The organism is Actinoplanes sp. NPDC051513 (genome assembly GCF_044454685.1).
Taxonomy (GTDB): Bacteria; Actinomycetota; Actinomycetes; order Mycobacteriales; family Micromonosporaceae; genus Actinoplanes.
Genome location: NZ_JBITDW010000027.1, coordinates 1 through 14529, shown reverse-complemented (window position 1 = coordinate 14529; position 14529 = coordinate 1). Strand labels below are relative to the sequence as shown.

The following is a 14529-nucleotide window of genomic DNA, read 5'->3' as shown; positions in this document are numbered from 1 at the left end:
GGACGCCCCCGAGCACGTCCGCGATCAGGCCGAACTGTGGGCGGGACACGCACGCACCGAACTGGAGTGGGCGAAGAGCCTGAGCAAACGACTGTCTGAGGGCGCCTACACTATGGCCGATGATCCGGGTTCGTGGCGAACGGTCCCCGGTCACCTCAAGATGCGCTTCTAATCAACCTTGACTAGACGTTTCCTCCTCGTGTACTCTGGCCAAGTAGTCAAACTGGACTAGTCTCTACCAATCCGTTCGCAACACCGAGAGAAGGAATCGAACCCATGGGAAAGTTCGCGATCGAGACGAGAGGGTTGAGCGGAGGTGGGCGCGTGTCGGCGACGAAGCTCCTGGTACTCGGTATCGTGCACCTCTCCGGCGGCGCGCATGGCTACCAGGTGCGGTCCGAACTGCAGAGCTGGGGTGCGGAGAGTTGGGCCAAGATCAAGCCCGGCTCGATTTATCACGCGCTGAAGAAGGCGGCGGCTGATGGCCTCCTCACCGAACACGCCGAGCCGGGCAACTCCGGGCCGGAGCGCGTTCTGTACCGCGTGACAGCTCGGGGACGTGACGAGATAGTCGAACTGGTCCGCGACGGTCTGCGGCGCACCCATGACCCCACCATGCTCGACGCGTCCATCGCCATGTTGCCCATGCTGACCAGGACAGATGCCATCGCGCACGTTAACGAGCGGGTCGCGCGCCTCGAAGCGGAGCTCGTAGTGCAGGCCAAGTGGCGGGAGAACCCGAACCCCGACATTCCCGAACACGTCCGCGATCAGGCCGAACTGTGGGCGGGACACGCACGCACCGAACTGGAGTGGGCGAAGAACCTGAGCAAACGACTGTCTGAGGGCGCCTACACCATGGCCGATGATCCGGGTTCGTGGCGAACGGTCCACGATCCCCTCAAGATGCGCTTCTAATCAACCTTGACTAGACGTTTCCTCCTCGTGCACTCTGGCCAAGTAATCAAACTTGACTAGCTCAACCAATCCGTTCGCAACACCGAGAGAAGGACTCGAACCCATGGGAAAGCTCGCGATCGAGACGAGAGGGTTGAAGAAGAGCTTCGGCAAGACCCACGCGGTCGCCGGTGTGGACCTGGCCGTGAGCGCCGGGGGCGTGTACGGCGTGCTCGGTCCGAACGGGGCGGGCAAGACCACCGCGATCCGCATGCTGGCCACGCTCCTGCGCCCCGATGCCGGAGAGGCGCAAGTGCTCGGTTACGACGTCGTGCGTGACGCCCGGGCGGTGCGGAGCAGGGTGGGCCTCACCGGGCAGTTCGCGTCGGTCGACGAGGACCTCACCGGGGTGGAGAACCTGTTGCTGCTCGCCAGGTTGCTCGGCTACTCACGCCGCCGAGGCAGGGAGCGGGCGGCCGACCTGCTCGACGCGTTCGGTCTTGCCGAGGCGGCCGACCGGCAGGTGAAGAAGTACTCCGGCGGGATGCGCAGGCGCATCGACATCGCGGCGAGCCTGGTCGTCACCCCCGAACTGATCTTCCTCGACGAGCCCACGACCGGGCTCGACCCGCGCAGCAGGAACCAGGTCTGGGAGATCGTCAGGGGCATGGTCGCCGAGGGCGCCACCGTGTTGCTGACCACGCAGTACCTCGACGAGGCCGACCAGCTGGCCGACCGGATCGCGGTGATCGACCACGGGAAGGTGGTCGCCGAGGGCTCGAGTGGCGAGCTCAAGGCATCGGTCGGTGCCGGCTCGCTGCACGTACGGCTACGTGCGCCCGAGCAGCGGGCCGAGGCAGAGCGGGTCCTCGCCGGCGTCCTCGAGGTGCAGGTCGAGCCGTCCGCCGACCCGGCCGCGCTGTCCGCGCGGATCTCCGACCCCGAGCGGGTCGCCCGCGCCCTGGCCGAGCTGTCCCGCAGCGGCATCGACGTCACCGAGTTCGCGCTCGGTCAGCCGAGCCTGGACGAGGTGTTCCTCACCCTGACCGGACACGCCGCCGAGGAGGATGCCGCATGAATGCCACGACCGCGGAGCAGGCGTCGGCGCCGGTCACCGAGGACGCGCTGCGCAGTGTGCTGTTGGCCGGCGAGCGGCCGTCTAGCCCCGGTCCGGTGCTCACCTCGTTGACGTTCGGCTGGCGCGCTTTGCTGAAGATCAAACACGTCCCGGAGCAGCTCGTCGACGTGACCATGTTCCCGATCATGTTCACGCTGATGTTCACCTACCTGTTCGGTGGCGCGCTCGCCGGGTCGACTCAGGAGTACCTGCAGTTCCTGCTGCCGGGCATCCTGGTGCAGGCGAACGTCATGATCACCATGAACACCGGCATAACGCTGAACACCGACATCCAGAAGGGGGTGTTCGACAGGTTCAGGTCACTTCCGGTGTGGCGACCGTCGCCGCTGGTCGGCGCCCTGCTCGGCGATGTGATGCGCTACTCGATCGGGTCGGCGATCGTGATCACGCTCGGACTGGTCCTAGGGTTCCGGCCGGAGGGTGGCGCCGTCGGGGTGGTGCTGTCGGTGGTGCTGCTGCTGGTGTTCTCGTTCTGCCTGTCGTGGCTGTGGACGATGCTCAGCCTGATCCTGCGCACGCCGAACTCGGTGGCGGGGGTCAGCATGATGGTGATGTTCCCGCTGACGTTCGTGAGCAACATCTTCGTGGACCCGAAGACGATGCCCGGGTGGATGCAGGCGGTCATCGAGGTCAACCCGATCAGCCACCTGGCGACCGTGGTACGCGGCCTGATGGACGGCTCGGTGCCCGCCGGGGAAATCGGCTGGGTGCTCGTCTCGTCCGTACTTCTCGTCGCGGTCTTCGGTCCCATCACCATGGTCCTCTACCGCAACAAGAAGTAGATGCCGCTACCGCGAGCACTTGGTCGAAATCAGCTTCGACAACCGGCCCACTCGGCCAACGCCATCACCGGTACCAGGCCCGGACACGACAAGGAGAGCCGAATGAGCACCATCCCCAAGAACAACTCGGAAACCGTTGCGCACACGCCCGGGCGGGCAAGCAGCATCGGAGTCTGGATTCTGCAAGTCGTGCTGGCGGCGATAATCGCCGGCGGCGGAATCTCGAAGCTCGCCGGCGACCCGGTCATGGTGGACATGTTCGCCGACATCGGGGCTGGCCAGTGGCTCCGGTACCTGGTCGGAGCGCTGGAGGTCGCGGGAGGGGTTGGACTCCTGATCCCGGCTCTGGCGGGCCTGGCCAGTCTCGGGTTGGCGGCATTGCTGACCGGTGCTGTCATCACCGATCAGTTCGTGCTCGAGCAGAGCCCTTGGCTGCCGCTCGCCTGTCTCGTCGTGGCGGCCGTGATCGCAAGGGCGCGGTGGTCGCGCACCGAGGCCGTCGTCGGCACGCTGCTCAGGCGCTGAGACAAACCTCTCGAACGGAGATGTGAGATGAACGAGATGGACTTTCGCGTGACATCAAACGATGGCACCACCATCGCCTACGACCGGAAGGGAAGCGGTCCGGCTGTCGTCCTGGTAGGCGGCGCGCTGGACGACGGAGCCGAGAACGCTCCCTTGGTACCTGCTCTCGCCGAGCACTTCACGGTCTACAACTATGCCCGTCGGGGACGCGGCGCGAGCGGCTTCACCGAGCCCTACGCCGTGGAAAGAGAGATCGAGGACCTGGATGCGTTGATCGCGGAGGCGGGTGGCTCGGCACACCTGTTCGGGGCGTCCTCTGGTGGCGCGCTGGCGCTGGAAGCCGCCGCGGCCGGGTCAGCCATCGACACGATCGCCGTGTGGGAGGTGCCCTACGCGGTCGGGGACGACATACGCCCGCGATTCGAGGAGTACATCGCGGACACCCGACGCGCCTTCGACGCCGGGCGAGACGAGGAGGTTCTCGAACTGTTCATGCGCCTGTCCGGCGCTTCCGACGACAACATCGCGGCCAGGAAAGCGGCAGGCAAGCAGACGTCGCATTGGGCGGATTCGGTCGCCCTCGCGCCCACGCTGGTCCACGACAGCGTCTTCCACAACCGCTACCAATTGCCGACCGATCGACTGGCAACGGTCACCCAACCGGTCCTGGTCACCACCGGAGGACCGATCACGGTCCCCTACATGGCAGGCCTGCCCTCGGACTTCTTCGACCGCGCAGCCGACGAGCTTGCAGACCTACTACCCCACGCTCAACGGGAGACCCTCGACGGGCCGGATCACGTCGTCGACCCACAGACCATCGGCCCACTGTTGCTACGGTTCTTCAGCAGCGAACACTGAGAGGCCCGCGAGGTGGTGCGGGAAGACCGATTAGGCACCGCGCAAGCAGATCTTCGTCGCGCCAGGGACACGGGGCGGACAGGTGGTGCCGAGGTTGATGTCGTCGGCGGCATCACAGGCCTGATCCTGGGCGTGCTCGTCACCAACGTCTTCGTCGCCACGCAAGGCCGGGCCGTCGTACTGACCTGGGCTTCAGTGGGACTCGATCTGGCCTACTCGCGGCTCATCGGCTCCGTCGTCGGTCGTACCCCGCACTCCGGGCCGCCTCAGTACCGCCCACCGAACCCCTGCGCAGCACATGACCAGGCACCTCGGTAGGGCCAGTGATTCCGGGCTGTGGTCGCATGCGGTCACCGTTCCCGGGCGGTGGCCCGGTGCCGAAAGTCGTGCCCACGGCGTGCTCACGTCAGGAGTGCCACCGATGACGCAGCCGCGTTCCCGGGTCGACCTGTACGCGGCGATCCGACGGGATGCCCGATCTGGGATGTCCAACCGCGCGCTGCAGCGCAAGCACGGCGTCGGCTTCCGAACCGTGACAGCGGCGCTGGAATCTGCATGGCCGAAGGAGAGAAAGCAACCGCCCAAACGCGACTCACGACTTGACGCGTACCGAGTGGTGATCGACGACTGGCTGCGCTCGGACCTCGACGCGCCGCGGAAGCAGCGACACACGGCGAAGCGGATCTTCGATCGACTGCTTGACGAACATGACGGGGCCGGGGTGGTGTCGTACTGGATGGTCCGCGAGTACGTCGCCACCCGACGCCGTGAGATTCGCGTCGAGGTCGGACGGGAACCTGCCAACGCGTTCATCCCGCAAGAGCACCTCCCGGGCCGCGAGGCCGAGGTTGACTTCGGCGACGTCGCCATCCACCTGCGCGGCGAGCTCGTAACCTGCGCGCTGTTCAGCCTTCGGCTCTCCTACTCGGGCAAGGCCGTGCACAGGGTCAGTGCCTCGGCTGGGCAGGAAGCCTTCTTCGAGGGTCACGTCCACGCCTTCAACGTGCTCGGCGGGGTGCCGACCGGGAAGATCCGCTACGACAACCTCAAGGCCGCCGTCGCGAGCGTGATCGGGTTCTCCCGCCAGCGGGTCGAGGCCGACAGGTGGACCGCCGTCCGTTCCCACTACGGCATCGAAGCCTTCTATTGCCAGCCCGGAATCCAAGGTGCGCACGAGAAGGGCGGCGTCGAGGGGCAGATCGGCTGGTTCCGACGCAACCACCTCGTCCCTATCCCCGAGGTCGACTCCCTAGACGAGCTCAACGCTATGGTCGACGCCTGGGACGAAGCCGACGATGCCCGGCGGATCGGGTCCCGCGCCCGCACGGTCGGGGAACACTTCGCCACCGAGCAGCCACTCCTCGCGCCCCTTCCGACCGAGCCGTTCGAGACCGGCCGCTGGTTCACCCCGCGCGTGGACCGGTACGCCCAGGTCACGGTCCGGATGAACAAGTACTCCGTGCCCGCGCGCATGGTCGGCCGTCAAGCCCGGGTGCTCCTGAACGCCAGCGACCTGGTCGTGTTCGACGGCAGGACCGAGATCGCCCGCCACGAACGGCTCATGACCAAGGGCTCGGCCCGGGTCGACCTGGACCACTATCTCGAGGTCCTCCTCCGCAAACCGGGCGCGCTACCCGGTGCGAAAGCGCTGGAGCAGGCCAGGGCATCCGGGCGGTTCACGCCCGTTCACGACGCCTGGTGGGCCGCGGCCTGCAAGGCCCACGGTGACGCCGACGGCACCCGTGCCCTCATCGAGGTCCTGATGCTGCACCGGCACCTTCCACACGACCACGTCGTCGCCGGACTCGCGACGGCGCTGCGTGCAGGCGCGCTCACCGCGGACGCTGTCGCGTTGGAAGCGCGCAAGTACAACGACACAGCAGATGGCGGAGCCGACGACACAACAGCGGACCACCAGTCCCTGATGAGCGGCGACAGGGCACGCGGAGAAGGCGAGATCCCTGCCGTGCGATCGCTGACCGAGCGCCGGCTCCGCGCCCACATCCCGGCCGACACTCGGCCGCTGCCGAGCGTGGAGAAGTACGACCAGCTGTTGGCCAGCCGACGTGACACCCCGAACGAAGGAGCCGCACCGTGACCACCAAGCGCCGTGGAATGACCGAAGAAGCAGCCGACGCCGCGATCGACCAAGCGTGCCGGATGCTGCGAATGCCCACCATCCGCAACTCCTTCACCGACTACGCCGACCGGGCAGGGCGTGAGCAGATGTCTTACCGCGGGTTCCTCGCCGAACTATTGCTTGCCGAGTGCGACGATCGCGCCCGACGCCGGTCCGAACGCCGGATCAAGGCCGCCAAGTTCCCCCGCGAGAAGTCCCTGCGGGCCTTCGACTTCGACGCCAACCCCAACACCGATCCCGCCGTGATCCACACCCTCGCCAAGTGCGAATGGGTCCAGAAGGGACAGCCGCTGTGTCTGATCGGGGACTCCGGCACCGGCAAGTCCCATCTGCTGATCGCACTCGGCACCGAGGCCGCCATGGCCGGCTACCGGGTCAAGTACACCCTGGCGACCCAGCTTGCCAACGAGCTCGTCGAGGCCGCCGACGAGATGACGCTGGCGAAGACCATCGCCCGCTACGGCCGCGTCGACCTGCTGTGCATCGACGAACTCGGCTACATGCAACTCGACCGCCGCGGCGCGGAACTCCTCTTCCAGGTCCTCACCGAGCGTGAGGAGAAGGCCTCGGTCGCGATCGCGTCCAATGAGTCCTTCGGCGGCTGGACCAAGACCTTCACCGACCCCCGGCTATGCGCCGCCATCGTCGACCGACTCACCTTCGGCGGCACCATCCTCGAGACCGGCACCGACTCCTACCGTCTGGCCCAAGCTACAAAGCAGCGGACAACCTGACACCCGTCGGGCGCGGAAGCGGTGTCGACGCAAACCAACATCCGCGGCACCGACACGTGCCCGGCGGTGTCAGAACTCGCCAATAAGCGGCGTCGGACGGAACCTCCGCAGCCACCAACTCGTGCAAACCACCCCGGACACCCTGCGGATACGACTGCGCGTCGCCGAAGGCGCCGATCCACCACGGGTCCGCGAATCCGTCCGTACCAACCTCACCGGGCTCCTGTCGGACCATCACCTGGCCAACGTCACCGTCGAACCCGCCGAGGAGCCACCCATCCAGACCACCGGCGGCAAATACCCCCAGGTCATCCCATACAAGCAGTAGGTGCGACCCCCGCCCATGCCGCATCCGCGACTCCGTCAACGCCTCTCGCAAGGGAAGGCATCTCTCATGTTCACCGCCTACGTTGTCGTCGCCGTACTGACCGCCGCGGCCAACATCTGGATCTCCGTGTACGACTTCGTCCGCGCCGACTGGGTCCTCGCCAACATGTCGAGTCTGGGCATCCCGCATTCGTGGCTGCTTCCCCTGGGTGCCCTCAAGACAGCCGGGGCGCTCGGCCTGCTCGCCGGTATCGGCGTGCCCCTGATCGGGCTCGCAGCCGCCACCGGCCTCACCCTGTTCTTCGTCGGCGCCATGATCAGCCACGCCCGCGCCCGCGCCCGCGCGGCGCCGCGGACCTACGCCTACCCGGGAATGTTCCTACTGCTGGCCATAGGCTCGCTCAGTTTGCGACTCGCCTCATGGTAAGCCGCAGAGGCCGCCCGCACCCGTCCGCGGGCACGGGCGGTGTCGCCCTGCGATTGTCGGTGGCACCGTTCGGCCTCAGGTAGCAGCGGTCCCGGTGCTTCGGCATTTGCGGCAGTGCGCACCATGCCGGGCCGAGGTGGTCGAGCTGGCACCGTCAGTTCCGCATCAAGGTGTTTCCTGCCGATGACGCCCGGTGCAGCGATGTCGCACGTGTCGGCTTCGTTCTCCCGAGTGCTGGCAGCGATCGTCGCGGACTGAGCACAGGCCCGGCGGTAGCGTTGGGGTTGCCGGACGTAATGAAGATCTTCATTGCCGAGCGTCCGGCCCATCCGCAGCCAACTCGTTCTCCAACGTTTGGCGCGCGGCCACGAGGTCGTCGGCACGACTCGGGTCGGCGACCTGGGCGCCCTGCGACGTGCCGGCTGCCGACTCCGGGGACGGCCGAACCGTCAGGCAACTTGACCGCGCTCCGTCCTGGGGTCGCCCGACAAGGGGAAATGCCGACAAGGTTGAGAGGAAGATGGTCATGAATCTGGTTCTGTGGATCGTTACCGGACTGCTGGCCGCTGTCCTGCTGGTCAGCACTTCCAAGATCTTCGTGCCCAGAGAGAAGTTGGCCTCCTTGGGCGGCGCGGCATCAGCATGGGTCCTGGACTTCAGCCCGGGCGCCCTGAGGGCCCTCGGAATCCTCGAAATCCTGGGTGCGGTGGGCCTGATCCTGCCTGCCGTACTCGACATCGCGCCGTTTCTTGTGCCGGTGACTGCCACCTGTGTGGCGTTGCTGTTTGTCGGCGCGGTGATCATGCGTCTGCGCCGTGGCGAGAAGGCAACGATCGTGCCCGACCTGGTCTATCTCGCCATGGCCGTCTTCGTGGCCTGGGGCCGCTTCGGCCCCGAGTCCTTCAACGGCTGACCCAGGCGCGGCGTCTGGCTGCCCTGCCGTAGCGGCCAGACAACAGCAGCAATGTCGCGTCCGACTCCAGGCTGCGGATGATCAACGCGGCGGCCTGCGACACGCACGGAGGGTCCGGGCTGCGGCGACCCCGGTTGCCCACACGTACCTTGCGGATCTCCGGGGGCCAGGGCCCGTTGGATGCTGTGCCACCTCGCGTAGTCCTGGTTGAAGTCCAGGCTTGTGAGTGGAGCCGACCGCGATTGGACTCGCGCGACGGTGGGTAGTCGAGGCGGGTGCAGACAATCCGAGCGGGGCTGTCATGACCGCGGCAACCGACCCGCAGCCTGCCGTCACGATCGGGATTGGGTTGCCCACGCTTGGCGAAGAGGGACAGCCTGGAGACATGGACGTAGCGGCCGCAGCGCGGCACGTCGAAACGCTCGGGTTCGACTCTGTATGGGCCGCCGACCTGATCATCGGCGACGGCACGCCCGCGCTGGAGGCTACGGTTGTTCTCGCGGCCGCCGCCGCGGCCACCGAGCGGGTTGGCATCGGTTTCGGCGTACTCAGCCTGCCACTACGTCCAGTCGCCTGGGTGGCCGCGCAAGTGCAGGCGCTGCAGCACGTCAGCCGCAACCGGGTCCTGCTCGGCGTGGGCTCAGGCGGCCTGCCCGATTCGCCTTTCTGGCGGGCGATCGGCGTCGCGCGCCAGGAGCGAGGCCGACGGGCCGACGCCGCGCTCGCCGTCCTTGCCCGGCTCATCGCGGGCGAGCCGACCCGGCTGAAGTACCAGCCGGGTGAACCGGTGGTCACGTTGGCGCCCGGGGCACCGGTACCACCCGTCCTGATCGGCGGGAACTCCGACACAGCGATCCACCGAGCCGCGAGCTACGGCGACGGCTGGCTCCCCTCCCAGATCGCACCGCATACGCTCGCGGCCGGTGTGGCGAAACTGCGCCAGCTAACGGCCGAGCGCGGACGCTCCACTCCGTCGGTATACGTCGGCGGCCTGGCAATCCACACTGACGATCAATCCGCTCGGGCGGCGCGCGCCGCGCGCGAATCGTTCGTGCGCAGCCTGCCCGGCAAACACGGCATCACGCCCGAGGAGGCAGCCGCCACCGTGACCACCAGCCCAGCGGAGGCCGCCGAACTCATCGCGCAGTACGCCGCGGCCGGCGCGGCCGGCGTGGTCGTGTCCCCTGGTATTGGCTCGGTCGGTGCACAGTGGATGCGGCAATGCGAGCTCATCGCACAAGTACGGGCCATCTTGACCTGACAGGGAGGTCCGTGGGCTTCTACCCGTCTGCGACCATTCACATTCCCTCGAGTGTCGGGTCGGCTTGCCGGGCCTGACACCCGCTCGACGAACGGACTCCCGTCAACTTCGAACGACCTGGCCGAGAGCGCCGTCGCGCCTGCCCCAAACCCGGTACAGCTCGCCGCCGACAGGTTCGAGCCGAACGGGACCCGCCTTTCACTTGTCGGCGATCATGATATTCGGTTCTGTCACAGGAAACGTGGCGGTGGCGGAGTGGGTCGGATGGCCGACGATGTAGATGGTGGACGGACGCGATGGCGGTACCGGGTTCTGAAGCCGTTTGCCTGCAACGCTTTGCGGATGATCCACTACCGATGATCATGTTGTGGTGCACGATCGATTGGTTGGCGGGTTCGCGGAGCGGTGGATTGCGTTGCGGGCTGACGAGGGCGAATTCATCGACGATGAGTTGGCCAGGGAACTGATCGGCGAGGTCGCGCGTCTTTCCGTCAGCGCGGTAAGAACGGGTCGCTCAATCTACTGCTGGGTCTGTTAGCTGACCGACTGAGCCGGCGCCCTCCTCTGCCGCTGAGCGGGTGTAGGTCAGGTATCCTCGTCTGCGGCCAGGAACGCGAGCAGTTGCGCGGTGACCTCTTCCGGTCGCTCCTCTGCCAGGAAATGACCGCAGTCCAGGGCCTTTCCGCGCACGTTGTCGGCCTGCTGCCGCCAGGTGGGCAGCACATCGTAGGCGGCACCGAGGCCAGTGGCGCTCCACAGCACCAGCGTCGGGCAGGCGATGCGGTGATCGGCGTCAGACGCGTCGTGGTCGAGGTCCACGCTGGCGCCGGCGCGGTAGTCCTCACACGTGGCACGGATGGTGGCCGGGTCGAAGCAGCGCCGGTACTCGGCCACCGCGTCCGCGGCCAGCCTGTCCGGGGTGGCGCACCACTCCCGCAGCGTGTGGGTGAGGTAGTAGCTGGGGTCCGCGCCGATCAACCGCTCGGGCAGGTCGGGTGGCTGCACCAGAAAGAAGTATCGCCACACCGTCGTGGCATGCACTTGATCGAGGGTGCCGTACACAGTCGCGGTCGGCACGATGTCCAGCACGGCCAGCCGCCCTACCGTGTCGGGGTGGTCCAGTGCCATCCGGCGGGCCACCCGCGCGCCCCGGTCGTGTCCGACGACGGCGAACCGGTCGAAACCCAGCGCCCGCATCAGCTCAACTTGATCGCGCGCCATGACCCGTTTGGCGTATGGCTGGTGGCCGGGGTCCGAATCGGGCTTGTCGCTGTCGCCGTACCCGCGCAGGTCCGCGCACACCACCGTGTGCCGCGACGCGAGCCCCGGTGCCACCCGGTGCCACATGACGTGCGTCTGTGGGTATCCGTGCAGCATCAGTACGGGTGGGCCGACGCCACCGCGCACCGCATTGATCGTGATCCCGCCCACCGTCACCCGGACCTGGGTGAAGCCAGGGAACAACTTGGCCGTCACGCGTACCATCCTCGCCGAGATACAGCCGCCCCGCCCGCCGACGCACCGCCGCCGTTCACCCGAACCGACAGCGCGAGCCTGCGTCGCCGCGGTGCCCAGCCTCAGCGTCCGGTCAAGTGATGACCAACCTAGACGGATCACGTCGCGAGCCGAGCCTAAGAGGGCTTGTCATCCGGAACTGCCGCAGATAGCGCTCGGAGCCGGCGCGGTGTCGAGCTCAGCGGCGGGAGTTTCCTCGAACGATCCTTCGCTTCATGGTGGCGCACTGTCAGGCTGCAGTGCGCGCGGCGGACACAGTCGAAGGGAGGAGCGAGCCACAACTGCAGCACACGCGGACGGGCAGCTTCTCGGCCGTAGGTCAAGATCTTCCCCAACATCGCACGTAGAAGGTCGCGGGAACTCGTATCGATCGCCGGTCGCACCTCGATAACGCTGTCCGCGATTCCAACTCCACCAGCGCATCGTCGGACAGTTCGACACGTAGACGGTCGCCGTCGATGGTCAACTCGCGCACGCAGCCGTACGCCGTGGCTTGCTGCTCCGTGACGAGGCAATACGTGTCCATGCCCAGATCGGCGTCGCCCCCGTCCGGTTGGTCTAGTGACGCCTGGAAGATCAGCTCCCGGCCGGTACCGTCACCACGCTCAGCCACCCCGGCCACCAGGCATTCAAGATCTTTAGCTGTTCAATAGAGCTACGGCAAGGGCCTGACGGGGCCCCTGCCGAGGTGCTCGGCGGGACGCTCTCTCATCGGCTGCCCACCTGCGGGTGTGGCTCTCATTTGACTACCGGGAGTCATTCGGCAGGGTTAGCTTGCGGGCGGCGTGGGCGAGGGCGCGGATGCGGGCGTTTTCGTGGGCGGTGCACCAGACCAGCCCGAGCGGTACGGGTGGTAGGTCCCGGATCGGGATGAGCACAATCCGGTCGGTACCGAAGCGTTGCATCTGGACCGTGGGCAGGACCACTTGCCCTCGTGCGATCAAGCTCGCGACCTCGGTCACCGTGCGGACCGGCGTGGGATGCAGCCGGATCGGCCGCCCGGACGGGGTCTGGGTCGGCACCATGGCGCGTAGGACTCGGTTGGCCAGTCCTTGGAAGTCCCAGTTGGGCACCGGGTAATCGGCGAGCACCTCGACCGACACGGTGGGCTCGCCGGCGAGGGGATGCTCGTCGGCGACGGCCAGCACGCGCGGGTACTCGGCGATCCGGGGGCCCGTGGTGAGGCCGGGCTCGTCGAGTACGAGCCAGCAGATCAGCACGTCGATCTCCCCTGAGCGCAGCGGCGTGTAGGAGTCGATCAGTGCGACCTCCTTCAGGATCAGTGTGCAACCGGGCTCGGCGGGTTCGAACGCCTCCACGAGCCGATCGAGGGATGGGCCGGCGGTGGTGGCGGTGAAGCCGATGCTCAGCTGCCCGGCCGGCGAGCGCGCGGCCGTGCGTGCCCGGACGAACGCCGCCAGCAGTTGCTGGTGGACCGGCGCCAACTCGTCGCGTAGCTGGGTGCCGAGGGGGGTCAGCTCGGCCCGGCGGCTGGTGCGTTCGAACAGCGCGCCCCCGATCTCGCTCTCCAAGGCGGCGATGAGCCGGCTGATCCGCGGCTGGGAGACATGCAGCCGCTCCGCGGTCCGCCCGAAGTGGAACTCCTCGCCGAGCACGAGGAACGCCTCGACCTGCGCCAGGTCCACACCCGACCCCTATCCGTCAATTCGCTGTGGTTATCGGGTGTTGCAGATCCTGCCGTTGATCGCGCGGCCCGGCTCTACACATACTGGCGGCATGCTGGCACTTGAGGACTACCGGCCGCTCGGACATTCTGGCCTGCGCGTCTCGCCGCTCGCCTTGGGCACCATGACCTTCGGTTGGGGCGCGGCGCAAGCCGAAGCGAAGGCAATATTTGACGCGTATGTCGAACAGGGCGGCAACTTCGTCGACACCGCGAACGGCTACGCCGACGGCCGGGCCGAGCAAATGCTCGGGGAATTCATTGCCGCCCGGCGCGAGGAACTGGTGATCGCCACCAAGTACTCGATGCCGATGCGGCCGGGCGACCCGAACTCGGGTGGCAACTCCCGCAAGAGCATGGTCCGCTCGGTCGAGGGCAGCCTGGCCCGGCTGGGGACCGACTACCTCGACCTGCTCTATCTGCACATCTGGGACGGCGGCAGCCCGGTCGAGGAGGTCCTGCGGGCGATGGACGATGTGGTCCGTACCGGCAAGGTGTTGTACATCGGCATGTCCGACATCCCGGCCTGGCAGGTGTCGCGGATGCAGGCGATCGCCGACCTGCGGGGCTGGGCGCCGCTGATCGCCTTGCAGATCCCGTACAACCTGATCGAACGCAGCGTCGAACGCGAGCTGATCCCAATGGCTGAGGCCATGGGGATGGGGATTGTCGCCTGGTCGCCCCTGGCTGGCGGCGTGCTCACCGGCAAGTACGCCCGGGCCGACCTGGCCAGTCAGCCAGCCAGTGGGCCGTACAGCCGACGAGACCAGGCGGCGGGCAACGGCTTCCTCACCGCACGGGGACTGGACATCGCCGACGTGGTGGGCGAGATCGCGGCGGAACTCGGCACCTCGCCGTCCCGGGTCGCGTTGGCCTGGACGCTGCTTAACCCGGCGGTGGTCGCGCCGATCGTCGGGGCGCGGACGGTCACCCAGTTCAAGGACAACCTCGCCGCCCTGGACATCGAGCTCGACCCGAAGCCGCAGGCCCGGCTGGCCGAGGCCAGCGCCGTCGACCTTGGCTTCCCGCACGAGACACTGCGCCGCCTCGGTCTGGCCCGCAGGCGATAGGAGACTCATGACCATTCGGCACATCGTCACGATCCAGGTCGCCGCCGACCAGACAGCCAGCTTCGCCACCGCCTTCAAAGCCCTGCAGGCGGTAGTACTGCAAGAAGACGGCTGCGAACAATATGAGCTGTTCCAGAGCCAGGACGACCCCGACAAAATGGGCTCTTGTGATCGGTGTGTGGGTGGGTTTGCGGTCATCGGTCGGGTAGTTCGGGTCGGTGGCCGCCGAGGGTGAGCATGGCCAGGGCGATGATG

Annotated in this window: 17 protein-coding genes; 13 read left to right on the top strand and 4 right to left on the bottom strand. The window is 67.2% G+C overall.

Annotated elements, in window-relative coordinates; all coding sequences use genetic code 11:
- Positions 1-276 precede the first annotated feature (276 nt).
- From ACIA5D_RS43415 to ACIA5D_RS43365, 11 genes are all read left to right on the top strand, one after another.
- Positions 277-918, top strand: coding sequence for a PadR family transcriptional regulator (locus ACIA5D_RS43415; protein WP_396036505.1), 642 nt, complete (start codon positions 277-279; stop codon positions 916-918).
- Positions 919-1021: 103 nt separating this feature from the next.
- Positions 1022-1975, top strand: coding sequence for an ATP-binding cassette domain-containing protein (locus ACIA5D_RS43410; protein WP_396036504.1), 954 nt, complete (start codon positions 1022-1024; stop codon positions 1973-1975).
- Entirely contained in the window at positions 1972-2817 is an 846-nt protein-coding gene (locus ACIA5D_RS43405; protein WP_396036503.1) for an ABC transporter permease, read from the top strand. Before ACIA5D_RS43410 ends, ACIA5D_RS43405 begins: the two co-directional genes overlap by 4 nt.
- Before the next feature lie 102 nt (positions 2818-2919).
- Positions 2920-3342: a DoxX family protein gene (locus ACIA5D_RS43400; RefSeq protein WP_106247755.1), complete on the top strand. Its 423-nt coding sequence runs from the start codon at positions 2920-2922 to the stop codon at positions 3340-3342.
- A 27-nt stretch (positions 3343-3369) separates the two neighbouring features.
- Positions 3370-4203 (top strand): alpha/beta fold hydrolase, encoded by an 834-nt coding sequence (locus ACIA5D_RS43395; protein ID WP_106247754.1) that lies wholly within the window; start codon positions 3370-3372, stop codon positions 4201-4203.
- Positions 4204-4624: 421 nt separating this feature from the next.
- Positions 4625-6301: an IS21 family transposase gene (gene istA / locus ACIA5D_RS43390; protein WP_396036502.1), complete on the top strand. Its 1677-nt coding sequence runs from the start codon at positions 4625-4627 to the stop codon at positions 6299-6301.
- A complete protein-coding gene (istB, locus tag ACIA5D_RS43385; RefSeq protein WP_396036500.1) occupies positions 6298-7077 on the top strand; it encodes an IS21-like element helper ATPase IstB in 780 nt (259 codons plus the stop codon). Before istA ends, istB begins: the two co-directional genes overlap by 4 nt.
- Positions 7078-7198: 121 nt before the next feature.
- Positions 7199-7405 carry a hypothetical protein gene (locus ACIA5D_RS43380; protein ID WP_396036499.1) on the top strand — a complete coding sequence of 69 codons (207 nt, stop codon included), beginning with the start codon at positions 7199-7201 and terminating at the stop codon, positions 7403-7405.
- 66 nt (positions 7406-7471) lie between these two features.
- The gene (locus ACIA5D_RS43375; protein ID WP_396036498.1) at positions 7472-7831 is read left to right on the top strand and encodes a DoxX family protein; all 360 of its coding nucleotides are present in this window, start codon (positions 7472-7474) and stop codon (positions 7829-7831) included.
- A 526-nt stretch (positions 7832-8357) separates the two neighbouring features.
- Complete coding sequence (locus ACIA5D_RS43370) at positions 8358-8744, top strand: DoxX family protein (protein ID WP_396036497.1); 387 nt, start codon at positions 8358-8360, stop codon at positions 8742-8744.
- Positions 8745-9045: 301 nt separating this feature from the next.
- Positions 9046-10005 carry an LLM class flavin-dependent oxidoreductase gene (locus ACIA5D_RS43365; RefSeq protein ID WP_396036496.1) on the top strand — a complete coding sequence of 320 codons (960 nt, stop codon included), beginning with the start codon at positions 9046-9048 and terminating at the stop codon, positions 10003-10005.
- Between the two features lie 198 nt (positions 10006-10203).
- Here ACIA5D_RS43365 and ACIA5D_RS43360 read toward each other — a convergent pair whose 3' ends face one another.
- The 4 genes from ACIA5D_RS43360 to ACIA5D_RS43345 all read right to left on the bottom strand — a co-directional run bounded on the left by ACIA5D_RS43360 (position 10204) and on the right by ACIA5D_RS43345 (position 13166).
- Positions 10204-10356: a hypothetical protein gene (locus tag ACIA5D_RS43360; protein ID WP_396036495.1), complete on the bottom strand. Its 153-nt coding sequence runs from the start codon at positions 10354-10356 to the stop codon at positions 10204-10206.
- A gap of 234 nt (positions 10357-10590) precedes the next feature.
- Positions 10591-11481, bottom strand: a complete 891-nt coding sequence (locus ACIA5D_RS43355) for an alpha/beta fold hydrolase (protein ID WP_396036494.1) — start codon at positions 11479-11481, stop codon at positions 10591-10593.
- Positions 11482-11839: 358 nt separating this feature from the next.
- Entirely contained in the window at positions 11840-12142 is a 303-nt protein-coding gene (locus ACIA5D_RS43350) for an Imm10 family immunity protein (protein ID WP_396036493.1), read from the bottom strand.
- A gap of 124 nt (positions 12143-12266) precedes the next feature.
- Positions 12267-13166 carry a LysR family transcriptional regulator gene (locus tag ACIA5D_RS43345; protein WP_396036492.1) on the bottom strand — a complete coding sequence of 300 codons (900 nt, stop codon included), beginning with the start codon at positions 13164-13166 and terminating at the stop codon, positions 12267-12269.
- A gap of 91 nt (positions 13167-13257) precedes the next feature.
- On the opposite strand from ACIA5D_RS43345, the gene ACIA5D_RS43340 reads away from it, so the two are divergent.
- Entirely contained in the window at positions 13258-14274 is a 1017-nt protein-coding gene (locus tag ACIA5D_RS43340) for an aldo/keto reductase (RefSeq protein ID WP_396036491.1), read from the top strand.
- A 7-nt stretch (positions 14275-14281) separates the two neighbouring features.
- Positions 14282-14509 (top strand): putative quinol monooxygenase, encoded by a 228-nt coding sequence (locus ACIA5D_RS43335; RefSeq protein WP_396036490.1) that lies wholly within the window; start codon positions 14282-14284, stop codon positions 14507-14509.
- Positions 14510-14529: the final 20 nt, after the last annotated feature.

Excerpts from the sequence above, each read along its gene's own strand:
- ACIA5D_RS43415 (WP_396036505.1), top strand. The coding sequence starts at position 277 with ATGGGAAAGTTCGCGATCGAGACGAGAGGGTTGAGCGGAGGTGGGCGC.
- ACIA5D_RS43410 (WP_396036504.1), top strand. The coding sequence starts at position 1,022 with ATGGGAAAGCTCGCGATCGAGACGAGAGGGTTGAAGAAGAGCTTCGGC.
- ACIA5D_RS43405 (WP_396036503.1), top strand. The coding sequence starts at position 1,972 with ATGAATGCCACGACCGCGGAGCAGGCGTCGGCGCCGGTCACCGAGGAC.
- ACIA5D_RS43400 (WP_106247755.1), top strand. The coding sequence starts at position 2,920 with ATGAGCACCATCCCCAAGAACAACTCGGAAACCGTTGCGCACACGCCC.
- ACIA5D_RS43395 (WP_106247754.1), top strand. The coding sequence starts at position 3,370 with ATGAACGAGATGGACTTTCGCGTGACATCAAACGATGGCACCACCATC.
- istA (WP_396036502.1), top strand. The coding sequence starts at position 4,625 with ATGACGCAGCCGCGTTCCCGGGTCGACCTGTACGCGGCGATCCGACGG.
- ACIA5D_RS43375 (WP_396036498.1), top strand. The coding sequence starts at position 7,472 with ATGTTCACCGCCTACGTTGTCGTCGCCGTACTGACCGCCGCGGCCAAC.
- ACIA5D_RS43370 (WP_396036497.1), top strand. The coding sequence starts at position 8,358 with ATGAATCTGGTTCTGTGGATCGTTACCGGACTGCTGGCCGCTGTCCTG.
- ACIA5D_RS43365 (WP_396036496.1), top strand. The coding sequence starts at position 9,046 with ATGACCGCGGCAACCGACCCGCAGCCTGCCGTCACGATCGGGATTGGG.
- ACIA5D_RS43340 (WP_396036491.1), top strand. The coding sequence starts at position 13,258 with ATGCTGGCACTTGAGGACTACCGGCCGCTCGGACATTCTGGCCTGCGC.
- ACIA5D_RS43335 (WP_396036490.1), top strand. The coding sequence starts at position 14,282 with ATGACCATTCGGCACATCGTCACGATCCAGGTCGCCGCCGACCAGACA.